17 protein-coding genes are annotated in these 21,159 nt (G+C 40.8%); all 17 read left to right on the forward strand.

All coding sequences use genetic code 11. From position 1 onward, the window contains the following. Positions 1-582 precede the first annotated feature (582 nt). The 17 genes from R8925_RS13100 (at position 583) to gpmI (ending at position 21,126) form a co-directional block, all read left to right on the forward strand. On the forward strand, positions 583-1,542 hold the full coding sequence (locus tag R8925_RS13100; RefSeq protein WP_430536250.1) for a LacI family DNA-binding transcriptional regulator: 960 nt from the start codon (positions 583-585) through the stop codon (positions 1,540-1,542). A 78-nt stretch (positions 1,543-1,620) separates the two neighbouring features. Then, entirely contained in the window at positions 1,621-2,502 is an 882-nt protein-coding gene (rbsK, locus tag R8925_RS13105) for a ribokinase (protein ID WP_430536251.1), read from the forward strand. Next, complete coding sequence (rbsD, locus tag R8925_RS13110) at positions 2,499-2,888, forward strand: D-ribose pyranase (RefSeq protein WP_430536252.1); 390 nt, start codon at positions 2,499-2,501, stop codon at positions 2,886-2,888. The genes rbsK and rbsD overlap by 4 nt, the downstream gene beginning before the upstream one ends. Before the next feature lie 19 nt (positions 2,889-2,907). Next, entirely contained in the window at positions 2,908-4,389 is a 1,482-nt protein-coding gene (locus tag R8925_RS13115) for a sugar ABC transporter ATP-binding protein (protein WP_430536253.1), read from the forward strand. Position 4,390: 1 nt separating this feature from the next. Beyond that, a complete protein-coding gene (locus R8925_RS13120) occupies positions 4,391-5,335 on the forward strand; it encodes an ABC transporter permease subunit (protein WP_430536254.1) in 945 nt (314 codons plus the stop codon). Positions 5,336-5,357: 22 nt separating this feature from the next. Next, positions 5,358-6,290, forward strand: coding sequence for a D-ribose ABC transporter substrate-binding protein (locus R8925_RS13125; RefSeq protein ID WP_430536255.1), 933 nt, complete (start codon positions 5,358-5,360; stop codon positions 6,288-6,290). A 467-nt stretch (positions 6,291-6,757) separates the two neighbouring features. Next, positions 6,758-7,927, forward strand: coding sequence for a hypothetical protein (locus R8925_RS13130; RefSeq protein WP_430536256.1), 1,170 nt, complete (start codon positions 6,758-6,760; stop codon positions 7,925-7,927). Positions 7,928-8,197: 270 nt separating this feature from the next. Continuing rightward, positions 8,198-9,064 carry a UV DNA damage repair endonuclease UvsE gene (gene uvsE / locus R8925_RS13135; protein ID WP_430536257.1) on the forward strand — a complete coding sequence of 289 codons (867 nt, stop codon included), beginning with the start codon at positions 8,198-8,200 and terminating at the stop codon, positions 9,062-9,064. 67 nt (positions 9,065-9,131) lie between these two features. Further along, positions 9,132-9,734 (forward strand): TetR/AcrR family transcriptional regulator, encoded by a 603-nt coding sequence (locus R8925_RS13140; RefSeq protein ID WP_430536258.1) that lies wholly within the window; start codon positions 9,132-9,134, stop codon positions 9,732-9,734. Between the two features lie 96 nt (positions 9,735-9,830). Beyond that, positions 9,831-12,035, forward strand: coding sequence for an MMPL family transporter (locus R8925_RS13145; RefSeq protein ID WP_430536259.1), 2,205 nt, complete (start codon positions 9,831-9,833; stop codon positions 12,033-12,035). A gap of 59 nt (positions 12,036-12,094) precedes the next feature. Next, entirely contained in the window at positions 12,095-13,024 is a 930-nt protein-coding gene (locus R8925_RS13150; RefSeq protein ID WP_430536271.1) for a dipeptidase, read from the forward strand. Between the two features lie 429 nt (positions 13,025-13,453). Beyond that, positions 13,454-14,809, forward strand: a complete 1,356-nt coding sequence (gene rpoN / locus R8925_RS13155; protein ID WP_430536260.1) for an RNA polymerase factor sigma-54 — start codon at positions 13,454-13,456, stop codon at positions 14,807-14,809. A 399-nt stretch (positions 14,810-15,208) separates the two neighbouring features. Next, positions 15,209-16,255, forward strand: coding sequence for a sugar-binding transcriptional regulator (locus tag R8925_RS13160; RefSeq protein WP_430536261.1), 1,047 nt, complete (start codon positions 15,209-15,211; stop codon positions 16,253-16,255). A gap of 34 nt (positions 16,256-16,289) precedes the next feature. Continuing rightward, the gene (gene gap / locus R8925_RS13165; protein ID WP_133620599.1) at positions 16,290-17,300 is read left to right on the forward strand and encodes a type I glyceraldehyde-3-phosphate dehydrogenase; all 1,011 of its coding nucleotides are present in this window, start codon (positions 16,290-16,292) and stop codon (positions 17,298-17,300) included. Between the two features lie 93 nt (positions 17,301-17,393). Beyond that, complete coding sequence (locus tag R8925_RS13170) at positions 17,394-18,584, forward strand: phosphoglycerate kinase (protein WP_430536262.1); 1,191 nt, start codon at positions 17,394-17,396, stop codon at positions 18,582-18,584. A 253-nt stretch (positions 18,585-18,837) separates the two neighbouring features. Further along, entirely contained in the window at positions 18,838-19,593 is a 756-nt protein-coding gene (gene tpiA, locus R8925_RS13175) for a triose-phosphate isomerase (protein WP_430536272.1), read from the forward strand. Further along, entirely contained in the window at positions 19,594-21,126 is a 1,533-nt protein-coding gene (gene gpmI, locus R8925_RS13180; protein WP_430536263.1) for a 2,3-bisphosphoglycerate-independent phosphoglycerate mutase, read from the forward strand. Positions 21,127-21,159 lie beyond the last annotated feature (33 nt).

Genomic DNA, 21,159 nt, shown 5'->3' on the forward strand with positions numbered 1-21,159 from the left:
TGTTTTGGATTCTCTCAAGGACCGTGTGTCACATTACATTTCTATTTCTTAATTACACACTTTTCTTGACAAACCCGATTCAGTGTTAGTATTTAAGTATGTTGTTGGTGCTATAGTTTCAATATTAGGATGCGCGGCAAATGTCGTGACAATTTTGGCTTTTCTAAGTAATTAAATGGAATAAATATCATGGAAAATATTTTGAAAGCCCCTCGTACTACCAACAGGTCTGCCATGCATATTAAACCTGTCAAGACCATAAAAAACAAAATAAGCTTTGCACGATTTTAATTATTCTAGCATCTCTAGAATATGATAATCGCGCAAAGTTTTTTTGTGTAACGAAATATTAATCAACATATTGCACATTACTACGCCTATAATTGGGCTTTGTATATGAAATATAGCATGGTAAAAGAAAAATATAACAACACTCAAAAAACTCTATAAACTCATCAATGCTCACAATCAAAACACACTCACAACAGCCCCCCCCCCACACCCAATAACTATCTTTTTCCCCTTACTTCCACTAAAATAGACTCTATGGATAAAAAGCAAGAACTAAGGGGAGTGCGAAAAATGGTAACGATAAGAGATGTGGCGAAAAAAGCAGGGGTATCGGTGGCTAGTGTTTCCCGGTATATCAATAAAAATGGTTATGTGCGTAGCGAGACGGGAGAGAAAATTGCTGCAGTTATAAAGGAATTGAACTATGTTCCTAATGAGGTTGCGCGCTCTTTATTTCAAAAGAAGTCAAAAATTATTGGCATATTACTGCCGGATATTGCGAATCCATATTTCCCTTTATTAGCGAAAGGGATTGAGAAAGTATTAAACAAAAATGGTTATATGATGTTGCTCGCTAATACTTCTGATTCAGAAGAGCTGTTACAGGAGTATATCACTGCATTTACCAAAAATAATGTCAGTGGTATTATCACAGCGCTACCAATCGAGCCAATTGATAATATTTCGGTTGTTGGTATTGACCGAGTCTACGAAACTCCTTTTAATCGTGTGTTGCCGGATGATTATCTTGGTGGGCAGATTATCGCAAAAGAAATCTTAAAAACGACTTTTACTAATATCTTAATTATTACTGGTAATCTAGCTTTTCAAAGTGCTAAAAAAAGGCTGGATGGCTTAATTGAAGTTTTGGATGCCCAAAAAGCTCACTATGAAATCTTTGAAACGAGCTCATTTAATGTGAATGAACTAGATAAAATTGCTGATACAATCTTTGAAAAATATCCTAATATTGATACAGTTATCGCGGCTAATGATTACCTTGCTTTAAGAATCATGCAAGAAGCGCAACAGAGAGGGCTTTCTATCCCTAAGGACTTACAAATAATAGGCTATGATGGTATTCCTTTTTCGAATATGGTGTACCCGAAACTAACAACAATTAAGCAGCCAGTCTATGAAATGGGCGAAGCGGCAGCTACTTTAATGGTCAAAATGTTGAATGGAGAAGTGGAAGGTATAGAGGAACAAATTCTCCAAGTTTCATTGCAAAAAGGAGGAAGTTTAAGGTGAAAGGGTTTACATTTTAAGCGAGGAGTGTTATTATACCCCTATAGGTAACCGGTTACATATAGATTTAGAGGTGATGAAATGAAGAAGGTAGCGGTCATTGGTAGCATATCTAAAGATTTTGTTGTTACCACTGAAAGTATTCCTAATCAAGGAGAGACAGTTGTTGGTGAACGTTTTCAAACATTTTTTGGAGGAAAGGGGGCAAATCAGGCAATTGCTTTATGTCGTGCTGGAATGGAGGTATTTATGCTAGGAGCGGTTGGAGATGATGAGTTGGGTAGGGATTTGATTCATAACTTAGAACAACATGGTGTGGACTGCGGGATGGTGCAAAATCTAAAGAATGTTAACAGCGGCTCGGCTCATATTCAAATTATGAATGGAGATAATCGAATTGTGATTGTACCAGGAGCCAATGATTTTATTTCGATATCCGATATAGAGACACATTATGAACAATTAAAACAGATGGATATGATCGTATTGCAAAATGAGATACCGATGGAGACAATTTGTGCCGTCATTAATTTTTGTGATAAAAATCAGATTCCAGTGCTTTATAACCCCGCGCCTGCTAAAGAAATACCAGAATCATATATCGATAAAGTCAATTACTTAACGCCGAATGAGCATGAATTTGACACACTATTCCAGAATCAAGATTTATCTGAAATGTTGCGGATGTATCCTAATAAATTGATTGTGACGCTTGGAGATCGTGGAGCGATATTTTATGACGGTGAGCATGAAATAATAGTTTCTGCTGAAAAAATTTCCAACATTGTAGATACAACTGGTGCTGGAGACACATTCAATGGTTACTTTGTGAAAGGGATTATGGATGGAGATTCGGTGAAGCAAAGTGTGTACTTAGGAAATGTCGCTGCTGGGTTGGCAATTCAAGCGGAAGGCGCGCAAGATGGGATTCCGACTTATGAAAAGGTGAAAGCGTTGTTATGAAAAAAAGAGGTGTATTAAATTCAGATATAGCTAAAATTATAGATGATTTACGACATACAGATCAGATTATCATTGCTGACTGTGGTTTGCCTGTTCCTAAAAATGTAAAGCAGATTGATATTTCATTGGAACTTGGGACGCCATCATTTTATAGCGTATTAGAAGTTCTGCTCAAGGATATCGCGGTTGAGAAAGTAATACTTGCGGAAGAAATGAAACAAAATAATGTGGATTTATATCAGAAAATGGATACTTTATTTTCTGATATCGAATGGGTTACACACGAAGAATTCAAACAATTAAGCGAGAATGTAAAAGTAATCATCCGTACAGGTGAAAATACACCTTTTGCCAATGTAATTTTACAATCAGCAGTAGTCTTTTAAAAGGGAGAGGAGTGTGCGCATGGAAATCCAAATGAAAGAGATACACAAAAGTTTCGGTTCAAATGAAGTACTTGCAGGTGTCGACTTGGAGTTAAGAGCCGGTGAAATTCATGCTTTAATGGGCGAAAATGGTGCTGGTAAATCCACACTGATGAATATTTTAACTGGCTTGCATAAACGAGATGCTGGATTTATACGGATTGATGGGCAGGAGCGCTATTTCAAAAATGCAAAGCAGGCAGAGGAATTTGGTATCACATTTATTCACCAAGAAATGAATACGTTTTTAAATATGACGGTTTTAGAAAATATGTACTTAAATAAAGAGTTAACGACTTCTATGGGCCTACTAGACAATAAAAAGATGAAGAAAATCGTGCAAGGTATTTTTGATGAATTACAAATTTCATTAAATTTAGATGCACAGGTGAGTACCTTATCTGTCGGACAGCAGCAAATGCTGGAAATTGCTAAATCATTAATGGTCAATGGGCAAGTTTTAATTATGGATGAACCAACTGCTGCCCTCTCAGAAACAGAAATTGCGAACTTATTTCGGATTATTCGGGGGATTAAAGATCGAGGCGTAACGATTGTTTATATATCTCATAGAATGGAGGAAATTTTTGCATTATGTGATCGGATTACGGTGATGCGAGATGGGAAATCTGTCAGTCATTACAATGTGGCTGATGTCGATGTACAGCAAATTGTACAGGATATGGTTGGGAGAGATATAGGAGATTTTTATCCTGAAAAAAAGAATCTGATTGGTGAGGTAAAGTTTGAGGTGGATAATTTTACATCTAACCCTGCTTTTAAAGATATTTCTTTTTCTGTGCGAGAAGGAGAAATTGTTGGTTTTTCAGGGCTGATGGGATCTGGTCGAACGGAAATTATGCGTGCCATCTTCGGCATGGATAAGCGTGACAAAGGTGAATTAAAGTTAAATGGGAAGCCTATCTCGATTCGCCAGCCTTCGCAAGCAATTGAGCAAGGAATTGGCTTTTTAACCGAGAATCGTAAAGATGAAGGTTTAATTATGGATTTTAGCTTGGAAGATAATATTACACTACCGTCCATAGACGAATTCTCAAAACATGGCTTGTTGGAAAAGAAAACTATGAGTGATTTTGTCGAACTACTGATGAAAAGGTTAACGGTCAAAGCTGAAAGTAAAGAAGTCCCGGCGAGAAGCTTGTCAGGAGGGAACCAACAAAAAGTTGTGCTGTCGAAATGGGTCGGAATTGGTCCGCAAGTTTTGATTTTAGATGAACCGACACGTGGCGTTGACGTAGGGGCTAAAAGGGAAATTTATTTGTTGATGAACGAACTGGCAGCACACGGAGTAGCTATTATAATGATTTCAAGTGATCTTCCAGAAGTAATGCGTGTTAGTGACCGGATTATTGTTATACATGAAGGTCGCATTGCAGGTGAGGTACGAAGAGATGATGCAACACAGGAAAAAATAATGAACTTAGCAACTGGGGGGAAATAGCATGGAAAACACCAGAAAAAAGATTTTCGCGGTGGGCTCACTGGGGCCAGTTTTGGCGCTCATTGTGCTAATTATTGTTGTAACCGCTTTAAATCCAAGCTTTATTACTACGGACAACTTACTTAATCTGTTACGGCAAGTATCTATTAATGCACTTATTGCTTTTGGTATGAGTTTTGTCATTCTAACGGGAGGAATTGATCTATCTGTTGGCTCGACGCTTGCTCTATCAGGTGCATTGACTGCTGGAATTATAGCAAGTGGTATTTCACCGCTTATTGCGATGTGTCTGGGCATGTTATTAGGCGCATTTCTAGGTATGATTAATGGCATTTTAATAGCAAAAGGTAATTTGGCGCCATTTATTGCTACACTTGCTACCATGACAATTTATCGTGGAGCTACGCTAGTTTTCACAGATGGCAATCCAATTACAGGAATTGGAGATAGCTTTATTTTTCAGTTTGTTGGAAAAGGATATCTTTTTGGGATACCAGTTCCGATTATCATTATGGTTATATGCTTCTTATTGTTATACATCCTATTGCATAAAATGGCTTTTGGGAAAAAGACGTATGCTGTGGGGGGGAATATCCAAGCAGCTAGAATTGCGGGGGTGAAGACTGATAAAGTTCAAATAATTATTTATACTATTTCAGGTTTTATGGCATCGATTGCAGGCATTATACTCACTTCAAGACTGAATTCAGCGCAACCGACAGCGGGTGTATCGTATGAAATGGATGCTATCGCGGCTGTTGTATTGGGCGGTACAAGCTTATCTGGCGGAAAAGGACGGCTTTTTGGAACATTAATTGGAGCCTTGATTATTGGAACAATCAACAACGGTCTGAATTTGTTAGGAATATCTAGTTTTTATCAACAGATTGTAAAAGGATTAGTTATTATTATCGCGGTATTACTGGATCGCAGGCAAAATAAGTGAGAAACGAAGGAGGAAACAGATAATGAAAAAATTAGTAATAGTCATGATGGCAGTAGTGTTATTTCTATCAGGATGCAATGTTGCAAGCTTGGGTAATGACGAATCAAAAGGAGACACGAAGGTAACAGAGAAAAAACCAGCAGAATTAAAAATTGGCGTAAGTATTTCTACGTTGAATAATCCATTTTTCGTATCAATTAGAGAAGGTGTTACGACGCTTGCAAAAGAGAATAAGACAGAGACTATCATTGTCGACGCGCAAAATGATGCAACAAAGCAAAGTAATGATATTGACGACTTGATTCAGCAAAAAGTGGATGCTATTTTAATCAATCCAGTGGACTCTTCCGCGATTCAGCCAGCAGTAGAAGCGGCAAATGAGGCCAATATTCCTGTCATTGCGTTGGATAGAAGCTCAGATGGAGGGAAAGTTTTAACGCTAGTTACCTCAGATAATGTAAAGGGTGGAAAAATGGCAGCGAAGTTTATTGAGGAGAAAATCGGAAAAGGGGCGAATGTAGCTCAATTAGAAGGCACACCAGGAGCATCAGCTACACGTGAACGCGGTGAAGGGTTTGAAAGCATTGCTAAGAAGGAATTAAAGCTTGTTGAAAGTCAATCAGCGGACTTCGATCGTGCTAAAGGCTTAACGGTAATGGAGAACATGTTACAATCGAATCCAGATATCAAAGCAGTTTTTGCGCAAAATGACGAGATGGCACTGGGCGCAGTAGAAGCGTTGAAATCGGCAGGTAAAGCAAACATAAAGGTTATTGGATTTGATGGTAATGAAGATGGATTAAAGGCTGTTAAAGCAGGAGAAATGGCAGGAACGGTAGCTCAAAAACCTGTGGAAATGGGAAGATTAGCTCTTCAGGCGGCATATGATTATTTTGCAGGTAAGAATGTTCCAAGTAAGATAGATTCACCGTTAGAACTAGTGCAGGCGAAGTAGCATGTATAGAATTTTTTGGAGGCGATTATCCAAGTTTAAAAATTTTTAAATTATGGCTAGTCAATCGGATTTCAAGTTATAAAACCGCAAGATATCGACTTTTTGAAGATCGTAGAAAATCTCCAATATCAGTCGTTTCAGGCGGTTTTTTCTTTTTTTTATAGTTAATTTGCGTAATTATGGTTAAAAGAGTAGCAGAGGTGGGTATTAGATAGATGTACTAACTAAGAATTGTAGCATGATTTTTATTTGATAAATTGCTACATACCATGCTACAATTTTTGTGGCAGTAATTATTTTACTCTTGTTCGATTATTTACCTAGTACTTATTGTTAGTTTTAAGTTTCAGAACATTCTCATTAATTTGTTCGATAATTAACAGAGTAGAAGAATGCATAGAAAAAATGAGGATATTACGCGGGTTAATATGTTGGTCGGAACAATTTTAAAGAAATGAGGGATTTATATGAATCCAGTTACAGCTTTTACAATTATTATGCTTATTTGGACAATTGGAGATTTTGTGGCTAAGAAAACGAAGTCGGTTATTTCGTCTTTACTCGTAGCTGCGATAATTTTTATTGTCGGGTTCAAAACGAATATTTTCCCAGAAGATTTGTTGACGAGTTCTTCTCTGCTTGCGCTTGGTCAGACGGTCATTGGCATGCTGATTGTGCATATTGGGACGATGATTAGTATTGAAGAACTGAAAAAACAGTGGAAAACAGTTCTTATCGGTGTTTCTGCGATACTTGGCATTATCGTTTTTCTTTTCACGATTGGCTCTTTTTTCTTGGATCAAAATTTCATCATTTCGGCGATTGGAGCTATTAGTGGCACGACTGTTGCGGTTATCATTGTTCAAGAGGCAGCTTTGGCATCTGGACTAGTATTAGTTGCTGTTTTTGCGGTCTTGATATCGGCTTTTCAAGGGCTAATTGGTTATCCGCTTACGTCGATTATTTTGCGGAAAGAGGCGCATCGTGTGAAAGGGGAATATCGTGCTGGGCGATTGAAAGCGAAGGCACCAGTCAAAAAAGAGGAAGATAAGGAGCCGAAAACGATATTGCCGAAAGCGTTACAAACGACAGCAGGAACTTTGTTTGTAGTAGGTGCGGTGGTTATGCTGGCTGGTTTTATTTCTGATATGACGAATGGTATTGTAAACCAATTTGTTATCGCGTTATTTCTTGGTATTTTACTTCGTACGTTTGGTGTTTTGAAACCGAATATTCTAGTTGGTATCGATGCCTATGGATTGATGATGATTGGTATTTTGCTCATTATTTTTGGTCCGCTCGCTACGTCTTCTGTGGACGATTTAATTGCGCTTATCGGGCCACTTTGTATCGCATTTGCCATTGGAGTTACAGGAAGTATAGTTTTTTCGGCCATTTTGGGGAAAATTCTTGGATACAGTCTAGCGATGTCGATGGCGATTGGGCTCACGACGCTTTATGGGTTTCCGGGAACGATGATTTTGAGTCAAGAGGCCGCGAGAAGTGCTGGTGAAAATAGGGATGAAATCGCGGCGATTGAAGGCGAAATATTACCGAAAATGATTATTGCTGGGTTCTCGACGGTGACAATCTTATCGGTCTTGGTTAGTAGTATTCTGGCGGAGTTTATACATTAGAAAGGTTAGTGAAAGCAGCTATCAAAACCACCTTATTTGGTGTCAGCGTGTCGACAAACGCTCATTTTCGTTGTTAAAAGCTCCGTTCCAGTGCTCACGTACTCTAGTACGCTCCGCGCTGGTACTCGCTTTTGCCTAGAAACTAAGCATTTGTCGACACGCTGAGGTTTTGCGGGAAATCATGTGAGGTAGTTTTTCTACAGTCTGCCACTTTATTTGGTGTTATGGTTGCTTTTTTGTTATGATTGGATGCGAATGGAGGGGGAAAATGTGAAGTTAGGTTATGCGTGTATTAATATGTCGATGCCTTCTAAATTTCGGACGTGTAGGTTGCGGACTGTGGAGGAGCAGGGGCTGGAAAAGGTGAAGGAAATCGCGGTACATAATTTAGCGGAGGTTATTCGTGTCTTGGAGTGGAATGCCGCGCACGAGATTTATTTTTTCCGGATGTCGAGTGACTTGATTCCTTTTGCGTCACATTCGATTATGACGTGGGATTGGCAACAAGACGCGGATATTTTGGCGCTGACGGCGGAGATTAGTCGGTTGCGGGAGCTTCATGGGATGCGCTTATCCATGCATCCTGGGCAATATACGATTATTAATTCGCCGCGTGTGGATGTTGTAGAGAAGGCGATTGCGGAGTTAACATATCATCAGCAGTTGCTAGATTTGGTTGGCGGAACAGATATGATTTTGCATATTGGTGGGGCTTATGGGGATAAGAAAATAGCAAGTGAGCGTTTTATTCAGGAATATAACGGCTTATCAGATGATATTAAGCGGCTTTTACGTTTGGAGAATGATGATAAGATATATACAGCGAATGATGTTTTGGCAATTTCCTGGGCTACGGGCGCAACTGTTTGCTTTGATATTCATCATCATATTTGCAATCACGAGCAGGATGCAGATGCAGTGCAAATTGTGACGGATGTTTTTAAAACGTGGAAAACGACGCCAAAAATGCATATTAGTTCTGGAAAAACGGGAAGTGAAGATAGGTCACATCATGATTTTATTCATTTGACAGATTTCCAGCGGTTAATGGCGTTATTGGCTGGTCGAGATGCGGATATCATGTTTGAGGCTAAGCGCAAGGAACAATCAGTTTTGAAGTTACGCGAGGAGTTGTGATAGAGGTTTACGGATGGATGAAGTCATGATAGAATGTAGATGAATGACTGATGGAGGCGAAAAGGAGATGGCAAAACGGACTCGTGCGGAGGAATTAATTTTTACGCGGAATAAGATTTTGACGACGGCTCGTGATTTGTTTATGGAAAAGGGTTACCGAACTGTGTCAACGCGGGATATCGCAGCGCAGTGCCAGATGACCCAACCAGCGCTTTACCATCATTTTAAGGATAAGGAATCGCTCTATGTGGAAGTTGTTCGGCAGTTGACAATCGAGATTCACGCGGACATGATTCCGATTGAACAGGCGGCTTTTGAACCGAAAGTGCAGTTAAAGGCCATGTTGATGATGCTAATCGAGAACCATCCCACGAATATTGTGATGATGATTCATGATATTTTGAATGAATTGAAGAAGGAAAATCAATTTCTGATGTTCCAGTTATGGCAGTCTACTTATTTAGATCCGTTTAAGCGGCTTTTTACGCGTATGGCAGAGGATGGAGCGTTACGCAATGGTGTGACTAGTGAAACGGCCGCGCGTTATTGTTTGTCGACGATTAGCCCGGTTTTTGCTAGTGATAGCCCGTTTCGTACTGGTTCGATTTCGGATAGGCTAGATGAGCTGATTGATTTTATGATGTTTGGGATTTGTGAAAAAGAGGTATAATTGGAATGTCTCTTTTTTTATAAATAAATATTTATCACTTGATAAACGAAAATATTGATCGGATGATAAGTGAAAAAGAATAAGGGGGAACATGAGATGAGTCATGGTATTTTTAGTAAGATTGCAAATGCGGTAGGCGGAAAGCGCGGTAGGTGGGTCACGCTTGCTATCTGGATTTTGATTGTGGTGGCTTTACAAGTTTTTTTGCCGAAATCAGCGGATTATAAGGATGATGCGGCACCCGATTTAGCGGCTTCGGAGCCTTCTGTCGTTGCACAAAAAGTGATGGATGAGCAATTTCCGACGGGAGAAGGTACGCCGGCTTTAATTACATGGTTCCGTAGTACGGGTTTGACGAATGTCGATTTAGTGCAAATTCAGGAGTTTGCTAAGGAGTTACAGCAAAACCCGCTGGATCATCAGAAAACGGTAGTTCCGTATGATAAAATGCCACTTCCTGTTTTGAAGCAACAGGTTTCTAAGGATGGTACGACATTTATTCAGACGGTTTTGATGGATTCAGCGGCTACTTCCGATGAGCTCAAAACGAGTTTTGAAGAATTGGAGAAAACGGCAAATGGGATTTTTGCAGATAAGCCATTTGATCAGGAGGTGAGTAGTAAGGATATATTGACGGCTCGGACGACTGGACCTGCGGGTATTGGTGTTGATGCGACGGAATTGTTTAGTGATGCCGATGTGTCGCTATTGATTGGTACTGTGTTGCTCGTTTTGATTTTCTTATTGGTGATTTATCGTTCACCAATCTTGGCATTTATTCCGCTTATTGCAGTTGGATTCGCTTATTTGGCAGTGACGCCGATTATTGCGCTACTTGGCAAAGAAGGCGTGATTACTTACGGGTCACAAGGACTGTCGATTATGACCGTGCTTCTTTTCGGAGCTGGAACGGATTATTGTTTGTTTTTGATTGCGAGATTCCGCAGCCAGTTGCATCATGATGAGAACCGGTATATGGCTTTTAAAAAGGCTTTTAGTAATACGGCGGGGGCTATTGCGCTAAGCGGGTTTACGGTAATGGCGGCTTTGCTGATTTTACTTGTCGCAAAATATGGTTCGATTCATAATTTTGCGGTTCCGTTTAGTTTGTCAATTTTGATTATGATGATTTCTTCTTTGACGCTAGTTCCAGCGCTACTCGGGATTTTTGGGCGAATTTCATTTTGGCCGTTTGTTCCACGTACAGAGGAGATGTCGCAAGTGCGTGCTGCTAAAAAAGGAAAAACGGCGAAACCTCGTCGGGAAAATCGTTTTTGGCATCGTGTCGGTGAAATGTCAGCGGAACACCCGATAAAGACATTCGTGGTTACGATTTTGATTTTAGGTGGTTGTGCGATTTTTGCGACACAGGTGAAATATACGTACGATACGCTTTCGTCGTTTCCAGAAGATATGCCTTCACGTGAAGGTTTTACGCTGATTAGTGATCATTTTGGAGCGGGGCAATTGGCGCCAGTGAATTTGATTGTTAAAACGAACGGGGAGAAGACAGATCTTCGGACTAATTTGGAGAAAGAGGATGGCGTGGCTAATGTTTCTGTGGGGATTCCAAGTACAAAAAATCGGGATTATGTGATGTATACGATTGAACTTGCGGATAATCCTTATAGCAACGAAGCGATGGATGTGATTCCGGATATCCGTGATGTGGCGGAAACAACGCTTAGTGATGCGGGAATTTCGAAAAATAATGTTTGGATTGCTGGGCAGACAGCGACACAATATGATTCACGTGCAGTGACAAAACAGGATGAGGCTTTGATTATTCCACTTGTTATCGGCCTGATTGCGTTGTTACTACTCGTTTACTTGCGCTCGGTGACGGCGATGGTTTATCTTGTTGCTACGGTCTTACTTTCATTCTTTAGTGCATTGGGACTTGGTTGGCTCATTATTCATTACATCATGGGTGCCGATGCTATTGCTGGTTTGATTCCGATTTATGCGTTCGTCTTTATCGTCGCACTCGGTGAGGATTACAACATTTTCATGATTTCAAGCATCTGGAAAAAAAGTAGAGAACTGCCATTGCGTGAGGCGATAGCAGAGGGCGTTGGGCAAACTGGTGGCGTGATTACATCAGCGGGAATTATTTTGGCAGGTACGTTCGCTGTTTTGACGACTTTACCAATTCAATTGCTTGTCCAGTTTGGCTTAATTACAGCAATCGGCGTGTTATTGGATACATTCATTGTTCGTCCGTTCTTAGTTCCTGCAATCACGATGTTACTCGGAAAATGGTCTTTCTGGCCAGGAAAAGGTCATAATAAAGAACGTTGATGCTTGTTTCCAGCCCTAAAAAGTATATAATAGACATATTAAATGGGGGTGTGTGAGTGATGAACATCGTGGACATGCATTGTGACGCGCTTTATAAGCTGCAGGCCGGTGTTGGAAAAGCCATGTTTCAGGATTCGGAACAATTGGACGTTAACTTTGAAAAAATGATTGCTGGTGGTATCAAAATGCAGGCTTTTGCGATTTTTCTGGAGCCAACAACACCTGTCGAACAGAAATGGAAGAAAGCGATTGAGCAAGTGAATATTTATAAACAGCATGTATTGCATCGGAATGGTGTGATTAAGCCGCTTCGACAGTGGTCTGATGTGGATCGTGTGCCAGAGGAGAAGATTGCAGCGTTTTTGACATTAGAAAGTGTAGAGCCGATTGGAACGGATTTACGAAAACTGGATCAAATGTTGGATTATGGCGTGCTTTCAGTTGGTTTGACTTGGAATAACGCGAATTTGGCGGCGGATGGAATTGAGGAATCGCGTGGTGCTGGCTTGACGGATTTTGGCAAAGCGATAGTGGCTAAACTAAACGAGCGGAAAGTGTTTACGGATGTTTCACATTTGAGTGAAAAGGCGTTCTGGGATGTGATGGAACTTGCAGATTATCCGATTGCGAGCCACTCCAATGCAAAGGCGATTTGCTCGCATCCTCGGAATTTGTCGGATGACCAGATTAAAGCTTTGCTTGAAAAAGATGCGATGATTCATTTAGTTTTCTATCCGTTATTCGTTAAGGAGACAGCAGATACAGTTTATATGGAAGATTTAATTGCGCATATGAAGCATATTTGCGAGCTGGGTGGTGTGCGTAATATTGGTTTTGGTTCCGATTTTGATGGGATTCCGTATCATATTGAGGGACTTGAAGATTGTTCGAAATATCCAGCATTTATTGCGGAACTGAGAAAGCATTTCACGGAGCAGGAGATTAGAGGTTTTTGCTACGATAATTTTATTGCACATTTGCCACGATAGGATTAAGGAGGCTAGGGCAAAACTTATTTTCATGTAAAATAAGCAAGATACAACAAATCCTTTTTTCGAGTAGGTAGTAAATCTTGCTTGGCACAAATCGAGCGAAAGCGTGTGTATTCAGGGGGCTTGGAATGGATTAACCGTGCACTTTGTTCATGCTTCTATTTGGGACTGTAACTCATGTTATTCGAACGCTCGTAGCAAAGCGAGCGTTTGTTGCCGATTTATTTGGGGTATTTCTCAATCTTATCGGGACTGTGGCATATTGTATTCGAACAGTCGCTGGTGGATTACATGTTCGCTTTGCTCTCATGTATATTGGGACTGTAACTCATTGTATTCGAACAGTCCCAACAATTAGGGGCTTATCGACTTGGGTTTGACGTGTTATAATGGAGGGGACGAGTATGAAATAGGAGGAGTTATCTCATGAGATTAGAGTCCAATTTTGTCCAAAAGCAGCAGCAGACGCAGTCAATGAAGTTGATGATGACCCAACAGTTATCGCAATCTATCGCGATGTTGCAGTTTAATATGGAAGATTTGACGGCTTTTCTGGAAGATAAGGCACTTGAGAATCCTTTAATAGAGGTGATTCCAGGTGTGGATATGGCTCCTGATTATACAATAACGACGACGCGCAAACAAGACCATCTCGCAGGGGCTGATGATACGGATTGGCTGGAGCAGATTGCAGATACAGCGATGACGCTTTCAGATGCTTTGAAGGAGCAAATGCAGTTTTTGGAGATGACGAGCCAGCAGAAATTAGTGTTGCTATTTTTAATTGAAAGCTTAGATAAGAACGGCTATTTGCAGACGGAGCTTGATGTTGTTGCTTCGGCGCTACTTATTTCTGAGGCGGATGTTTTGGAGATGCTAGAGGTGCTACAAGGTTTGGAGCCGGCGGGTGTTGGTGCCCGTGATGCGAAAGAATGTATTTTGTTGCAAATCGAACGGCATGAAAGAGCGCCAGATAGAGCATACGAGCTGATTCGTGATTATTTTGAGGACTTTGCGAATAAGCGTTGGAAAAAAATTGCTGATGGATTGAGTGTTGAGATGAAAGCTATTCAGGTGATTTCGGATTTTATTATTACGCTTAATCCGAAACCTGGTGCAGAATTCGAATCGGAACGAGTGCAGTATGTCGTGCCTGATCTTGTGTTGCAAAGGAATGGGAACGAATTGCGGGTTCAGGTTGCCAAGCAATTTTTGCCACGAATGAAATTCCAAGAAAGCTATTTCCGAATGATGCAAGCGACGCAAGAAAAGGACGTTGCAGCATTTTTGAAGGAGAAGGCTGGTGAGTTTGAATGGTTGAAAAAGGGATTGGAGCAGCGGGTAAGCACGATTGGTCGAGTTGGGGCAGCAATTGTAGAGCACCAGCGGGAGTTCTTTTTACATGAAGGAAAACATTTGCAGCCATTGACATTGAAGGAAATTGCGGAGGAAATTGAAGTACATGAATCGACGGTTAGTCGGGCAGTGAATGGCAAGTATATGGAGACGGCGCATGGTGTGTATGAGTTGAAGTATTTCTTTTCATCGAGTCTGACAAAAAAAGCGAGTGAGGAATCTGATGCAGGTGATGTTTCAAGTCAGAGCATTAAGAAGTTTATCCAGCAATTTGTGAACAATGAAAATAAATTAAAACCGCTTTCTGATCAAAAAATTGTGGAGATGTTGGATGAGCAAAGTATTCAGGTTTCCCGCCGAGCCATTGCTAAATATCGTGGTGAGCTGAACATCCCATCCTCATCGAAACGTAAAAGGTTTGCTTGACCTCTTGTTGTCTATTCAAGAGGTTTTTATTTGGGTTGTTTATGTTTTAACACAGTCATTCCGTGGAATATGATAATGTGTCTTTTTTTATAGTAGAGATACAGTGTTAATAAATCGTGAATTTTTCTTTAATATAGTAGCTTAATGCTTGAATTTTGAACTAATCACTGGTAGAATGGTTGTTGTAGGGTAATGAAATAACTACTTGCTTTATGGCAGGCGATTTACGAAAGAGATGGGTTAGTTTAGAAACGAAAAGATGGCTGGATTCGAATTTTATCGATAATAGCCACAATAGTTTACTAGCAAAGACTTAGTTCTCTTGTTTTTTTAGTTTTATCGGGACATCTTATGACTAAGCGGGTCAAGAAGAGTCCAAGATGGTTAGGAGACTTTGAAATGTCAGATATTATTAACATTCAAAAGAAATTGTTACCCGACATGCTTCTAGTGATGCAGAAGCGCTATCAAATTTTGCGCTCGATTTATTTTGCGGAACCGGTTGGTAGACGGACACTTGCCCAAATGCTTGGTATGAGTGAGCGGGTACTGCGCGGTGAGGTAGAATTTTTGAAAGCACAGGGTTTAATCGGCATTGCTCCGGCTGGGATGACAGTGACAAAGGATGGTCTGGTCGTGTTCCGCGAATTAGAATCCGTTATGAATCAGTTGACGGGAATACATACAATGGAAGACAGACTGCGCGAGAAATTAAAGATCAAAGCTTGTTTTGTAGTTCAAGGAGATAGTGATGTAACGCCGTGGGTCTTGGAAGAAATGGGGCGCGTGGCACTCGAGCAACTGGATATATCGCTTACAGAGAAGAAGAATACAATTGCTGTAATGGGTGGATCGACAATGGCAACGCTAGCCGAAATGATGACGCCTGATTTTGCGAATGGGCGTGAATTGCTTTTTGTTCCAGGGCGTGGCGGACTTGGTGAGGATTTGAATAACCAAGCAAACACGATATGTGACAGGATGGCAACGAAGACGAATGGGAAACACCGTATGTTTTATGTACCGGAACAACTTGGCGAAGAGGCCTATCAATCATTGCTGAAAGAGCCTGCGATTCAAGAAGGATTGCGACTCGTTCAATCGGCGAATGCGATATTACATGGCATTGGCGATGCGATGACGATGGCACAACGACGACACACAAATGCTGAAACAATGCAAAAAATAACAGATAGACAAGCCGTGGGTGAAGCATTTGGCTATTACTTCAATGAACAAGGAGAAGTTGTGTACAAAGTTCCGACGTTTGGTTTACAGTTTGAAGACTTACCTCGCATACCGAACATTATTGCGTTAGCAGGAGGCACTTCAAAGGCCAAAGCAATCAAGTCGTATATGAAAACCGCTCCGACACATACGATTTTAGTAACAGATGAAGGAGCTGCAACGATGCTTTTAAAAGGGGAAAACACCCTTTTGAAATAAAAAATTTCATTATTTTCAAGGAGGAAATTGACTTATGACAGTTAAAGTTGGTATTAATGGTTTTGGACGTATCGGACGTCTAGCATTCCGTCGTATTCAAAATGTGGAAGGTATTGAAGTTGTGGCAATCAATGACTTAACAGACGCTAAAATGTTAGCTCATCTGTTGAAATATGATACTACTCAAGGTCGTTTCGATGGCGATGTTGAAGTACATGATGGATATTTCAACGTGAACGGTAAAGAAGTTAAAGTTTTAGCTAATCGTAACCCTGAAGAATTACCATGGGGCGAACTAGGTGTAGATATCGTTCTTGAATGTACTGGTTTCTTCACTGCTAAAGAAAAAGCAGAACTACACATCAAAGCTGGTGCTAAAAAAGTTGTTATCTCAGCTCCTGCATCTGGCGACATGAAAACAATCGTATACAACGTGAACCATGATACTTTAGATGGAACTGAAACAGTTATTTCTGGTGCTTCATGTACTACTAACTGTCTTGCTCCAATGGCTAAAGTATTAGAAGACAAATTTGGTATCGAACAAGGTCTTATGACTACAATTCACGCTTACACAGGTGACCAAATGACACTTGATGGTCCTCACCCAGGTGGAGACTTCCGTCGTGCGCGCGCTGCTGCAGAAAACATCGTTCCTAACACGACTGGTGCTGCTAAAGCAATCGGTCTTGTATTACCATCACTTGTTGGTAAATTAGACGGTGCTGCTCAACGTGTTCCAGTTGCAACTGGTTCTTTAACTGAGTTAGTAACAGTTCTTAACAAAGAAGTTACTGTTGAAGAAGTGAACGCTGCGATGGAAGCTGCAAGTGATAAAGATACTTTCGGTTACACTAACGATCCAATCGTTTCTTCCGATATCGCTGGAATCACATTTGGTTCTTTATTCGACGAAACACAAACGAAAGTCCTTTCAGTTGGCGGCAAACAATTAGTTAAAACTGTTGCTTGGTATGACAACGAAATGTCTTACACTGCACAATTAGTTCGTACACTTGAATATTTCGCTAAAATTGCTAAATAAGATTGCTAAGAACTAAATAATAAACAAATAAGCGGGAACAGGTCTTTTGTTTCCGCTTTTTATTTGAAAGTTGAATAATGGAGGAATTTTATTATGGCTAAAAAAGTTGTGACCGATTTAGACTTAAACGACAAAAAAGTTCTAGTACGTGTTGATTTTAACGTTCCAATGAAAGACGGTAAAATTACCAATGATAATCGTATCGTAGCGGCGCTTCCAACGATTCAATATATCCTTGAACAAAACGGTAAGGCAATTCTTTTCTCTCACTTAGGTAAAGTGAAGACAGAAGAAGATAAGGCGGATAAATCGCTTCGTCCAGTTGCTGAACGTCTGAGCGAATTATTAGGTAAGGAAGTAAAATTTGTACCTGTAACTCGTGGTCCTGAACTTGAAGGTGCGATTAATGACATGAAAGACGGCGACGTTATTCTTTTCGAAAATACGCGTTTTGAAGATATCGACGGCAAGAAAGAAAGCAAAAATGATCCTGAGTTAGGGAAATATTGGGCTTCTCTAGGTGATGTTTTTGTAAATGATGCATTCGGAACTGCCCATCGTGCACATGCTTCTAACGTTGGAATTGCTTCTAACCTAGATTCAGCAGCAGGTTTCCTAATGGAAAAAGAAATCAAATTCATTGGTGGCGTTGTGGATAATCCAACACGTCCATTAGTTGCAATCCTTGGTGGCGCGAAAGTTTCTGATAAAATTGGCGTTATCGAGAATTTAATTGAAAAAGCGGATAAATTACTTATCGGTGGCGGAATGGCATATACATTCTTCAAAGCACAAGGCAGAGAAGTTGGCATTTCCCTTTTAGAAAAAGACAAAATCGATCTTGCGAAGAGCTTACTTGAAAAAGCAGGCGATAAATTAGTGCTTCCAATCGACAATGTTGTTTCTCATGAATTCAGCAACGATGCTCCATTCCATACAGTTGACTCGAACCACATCCCAGCTGATGAAGAAGGTTTGGATATTGGTCCTGCAACAGTGGAGCTTTTCACAAAAGAATTACAAGGTGCGAAGACGGTTGTTTGGAACGGTCCTATGGGCGTATTCGAAATGAGTAACTTTGCTAAAGGAACAATAGGTGTTTGTGAAGCAATCGCGAACCTTGAAGACGCAACAACAATCATCGGTGGTGGAGATAGTGCAGCAGCAGCGATGGATCTTGGTTACGCTGACAAGTTCACACATATTTCCACTGGTGGCGGAGCTTCTCTAGAATATTTAGAAGGCAAAAAACTACCAGGCGTCGAGTCAATTAGCGATAAATAAGAAGTGATATCGATAACCTCTCGTATTTCGCAGAGCAAGATTGAACCTGCGAACCTCAGCGTGTCGACAAATGCTTAGATTTTAGGCAAAGCTGAGTACCGAAGCAGAATGTATGATTTGTGCATCAACTAAAAACAGGCAGGGGTCTTATCCCCGACCGTGTAAGAAGTTGTGCAAGAGCATCGGAACGGAAGGTTTAACGACAAAGATGAGCGTTTGTCGGCGCGCTGAAAGAGAAAGGGTGTAAATGAATATGCGTAAACCAATCATTGCAGGAAACTGGAAAATGAATAAAACAGCGGCGAAAGCTGGACAATTTGCTGAGGACGTAAAGTCTAAAGTTCCAAGTAAGGATGTTGTGGATTCCGTAATCGCAGCACCAGCATTATTTTTACAAGAATTAGTTCGCTTGACGGAGGGAACTGATCTTAGAATCGCAGCGCAAAATACTTATTTTGAAGACGAAGGCGCTTTTACAGGCGAAACTAGCCCTTTTGCAGTCGCGGATCTAGGCGTTTCTTATGTTGTTATTGGACACTCTGAACGTCGTGAGTATTTCCACGAAACAGACGAAGATATCAACAAAAAAGCACACGCGATCTTCAAGCATGGCATGACACCAATCATTTGCTGTGGTGAAACTTTAGAGCAACGTGAATCTGGTCAAACAAACGAATGGGTTAGTGGACAAATCCGCGCAGCACTCAAAGGTTTGACGGAAGAACAAGTTGCTAAGTCTGTTATTGCTTATGAGCCAATCTGGGCAATCGGAACTGGTAAATCATCAACAAGTCAAGACGCTAATGACACATGTGCTGTTGTTCGTGCGACTGTTGCAGAGGTTGTTTCTAAAGAAGCGGCAGATGCTGTTCGTATTCAATACGGCGGTAGTGTAAAACCTGAAAATATTGCTGAATATATGGCACAATCCGACATTGATGGAGCTTTAGTTGGTGGCGCGAGTCTTGAGCCAGCATCTTTCCTAGCTTTATTGGAGGCAGTGAAATAAATGGCAAAATCACCTGTAGCTATCATCATTCTTGATGGTTTCGGTTTACGTAACGAAACAGTTGGGAATGCTGTTGCCTTAGCTAATAAACCTAACTTTGACCGCTACTGGGAAACGTATCCGCATGGACAACTGAAAGCAGCCGGCCTTGATGTCGGTCTTCCAGAAGGCCAAATGGGTAACTCAGAAGTGGGTCATACAAATATCGGTGCTGGACGTATTGTTTACCAAAGTTTGACGCGCATTGACAAAGCCATTGAAGAAGGCGAATTCGCGAAAAATGAAGCGTTAAACAATGCTTTCACACACACCAAAACGAATAATTCTGATCTTCACCTTTTCGGCTTGCTATCAGATGGTGGTGTGCACAGCCACATCAACCATTTAGTAGCATTGATTGAAACGGCGAAGCAAGAAGGCGTGAAAAATGTCTATATCCATGCTTTCCTTGATGGACGTGATGTGCCGCCACAATCTGCAGTAGGTTATCTAGAAACGCTGCAAAAAGCAATTGCTGATCTTAACTATGGCCAAATCGCAACGGTTTCTGGGCGCTTCTACGCGATGGATCGTGACAAACGCTGGGAACGTGTTGAAAAAGCTTATAATACGATTGTTAAAGGTGAAGGTGCGCAATTTGAAGATCCAGTGAAATTGGTGGAAGCTTCTTATGCAGATGGCAAAAATGACGAGTTTGTTGTTCCTGCTGTCATTGCAAAAGACGGTAAACCAGTTGCAACTGTGAAAGATAACGATGCTGTTATTTTCTTTAACTTCCGTCCTGACCGAGCAATCCAACTTTCGAACGCTTTTACGGATACAGAGTGGGAACATTTTGACCGTGGCGATGCACATCCGAAAAACGTAAAATTCGTAACGATGACGCTTTACAATCCGAGCATTGTTGCAGAAGTTGCTTTTGCTCCAATGCCAATGACGAATGTAATCGGGGAAGTTTTATCTAAAGAAGGCTTGTCGCAATTGCGTATTGCCGAAACTGAGAAATATCCTCATGTTACTTTCTTCATGAACGGCGGGCGTAATGAAGAATTTCCCGGTGAGAACCGGATTCTAATCGATTCGCCGAAAGTAGAAACGTACGATTTGAAACCTGAAATGAGTGCCTATGAAGTGACGGATGCGCTAGTAGCAGATATCGAGAATGATAAACATGATGCGATTATCTTAAATTTTGCGAATCCTGATATGGTAGGTCACTCAGGTATGGTTGAACCTACGATTAAAGCGATTGAAGCGGTGGATGAGAACCTTGGACGTGTTGTCGATGCTATTTTGGAAAAAGGCGGTTCTGCAATTATTTTCGCCGATCATGGTAATTCTGAAACGATGACAACCCCAGAAGGTAAACCACATACAGCACATACAACAGTCCCGGTTCCAGTAATCGTGACAAAACCTGGTGTAACATTGCGCGAAGGCGGTCGTTTAGCCGATGTAGCTCCAACAATGCTTGATCTTTTAGGCGTGAAAAAACCAGCAGAAATGACTGGCGAAAGTTTAATTCAAAAATAAACAGGTCTTGCTTTGCGTTTTCTACCAAACAAG

This window comes from Listeria rocourtiae subsp. hofi (genome assembly GCF_963575615.1).
In the GTDB taxonomy this organism is placed as follows: domain Bacteria; phylum Bacillota; class Bacilli; order Lactobacillales; family Listeriaceae; genus Listeria_A; species Listeria_A hofi.

Bases quoted from the DNA above. Each gene is read 5' to 3' on its own strand.
- R8925_RS13100 (WP_430536250.1), top strand. From the start codon at position 583: ATGGTAACGATAAGAGATGTGGCGAAAAAAGCAGGGGTATCGGTGGCT.
- rbsK (WP_430536251.1), top strand. From the start codon at position 1,621: ATGAAGAAGGTAGCGGTCATTGGTAGCATATCTAAAGATTTTGTTGTT.
- rbsD (WP_430536252.1), top strand. From the start codon at position 2,499: ATGAAAAAAAGAGGTGTATTAAATTCAGATATAGCTAAAATTATAGAT.
- R8925_RS13115 (WP_430536253.1), top strand. From the start codon at position 2,908: ATGGAAATCCAAATGAAAGAGATACACAAAAGTTTCGGTTCAAATGAA.
- R8925_RS13120 (WP_430536254.1), top strand. From the start codon at position 4,391: ATGGAAAACACCAGAAAAAAGATTTTCGCGGTGGGCTCACTGGGGCCA.
- R8925_RS13125 (WP_430536255.1), top strand. From the start codon at position 5,358: ATGAAAAAATTAGTAATAGTCATGATGGCAGTAGTGTTATTTCTATCA.
- R8925_RS13130 (WP_430536256.1), top strand. From the start codon at position 6,758: ATGAATCCAGTTACAGCTTTTACAATTATTATGCTTATTTGGACAATT.
- R8925_RS13140 (WP_430536258.1), top strand. From the start codon at position 9,132: ATGGCAAAACGGACTCGTGCGGAGGAATTAATTTTTACGCGGAATAAG.
- R8925_RS13145 (WP_430536259.1), top strand. From the start codon at position 9,831: ATGAGTCATGGTATTTTTAGTAAGATTGCAAATGCGGTAGGCGGAAAG.
- R8925_RS13150 (WP_430536271.1), top strand. From the start codon at position 12,095: ATGAACATCGTGGACATGCATTGTGACGCGCTTTATAAGCTGCAGGCC.
- rpoN (WP_430536260.1), top strand. From the start codon at position 13,454: ATGAGATTAGAGTCCAATTTTGTCCAAAAGCAGCAGCAGACGCAGTCA.
- R8925_RS13160 (WP_430536261.1), top strand. From the start codon at position 15,209: ATGTCAGATATTATTAACATTCAAAAGAAATTGTTACCCGACATGCTT.
- gap (WP_133620599.1), top strand. From the start codon at position 16,290: ATGACAGTTAAAGTTGGTATTAATGGTTTTGGACGTATCGGACGTCTA.
- R8925_RS13170 (WP_430536262.1), top strand. From the start codon at position 17,394: ATGGCTAAAAAAGTTGTGACCGATTTAGACTTAAACGACAAAAAAGTT.
- tpiA (WP_430536272.1), top strand. From the start codon at position 18,838: ATGCGTAAACCAATCATTGCAGGAAACTGGAAAATGAATAAAACAGCG.
- gpmI (WP_430536263.1), top strand. From the start codon at position 19,594: ATGGCAAAATCACCTGTAGCTATCATCATTCTTGATGGTTTCGGTTTA.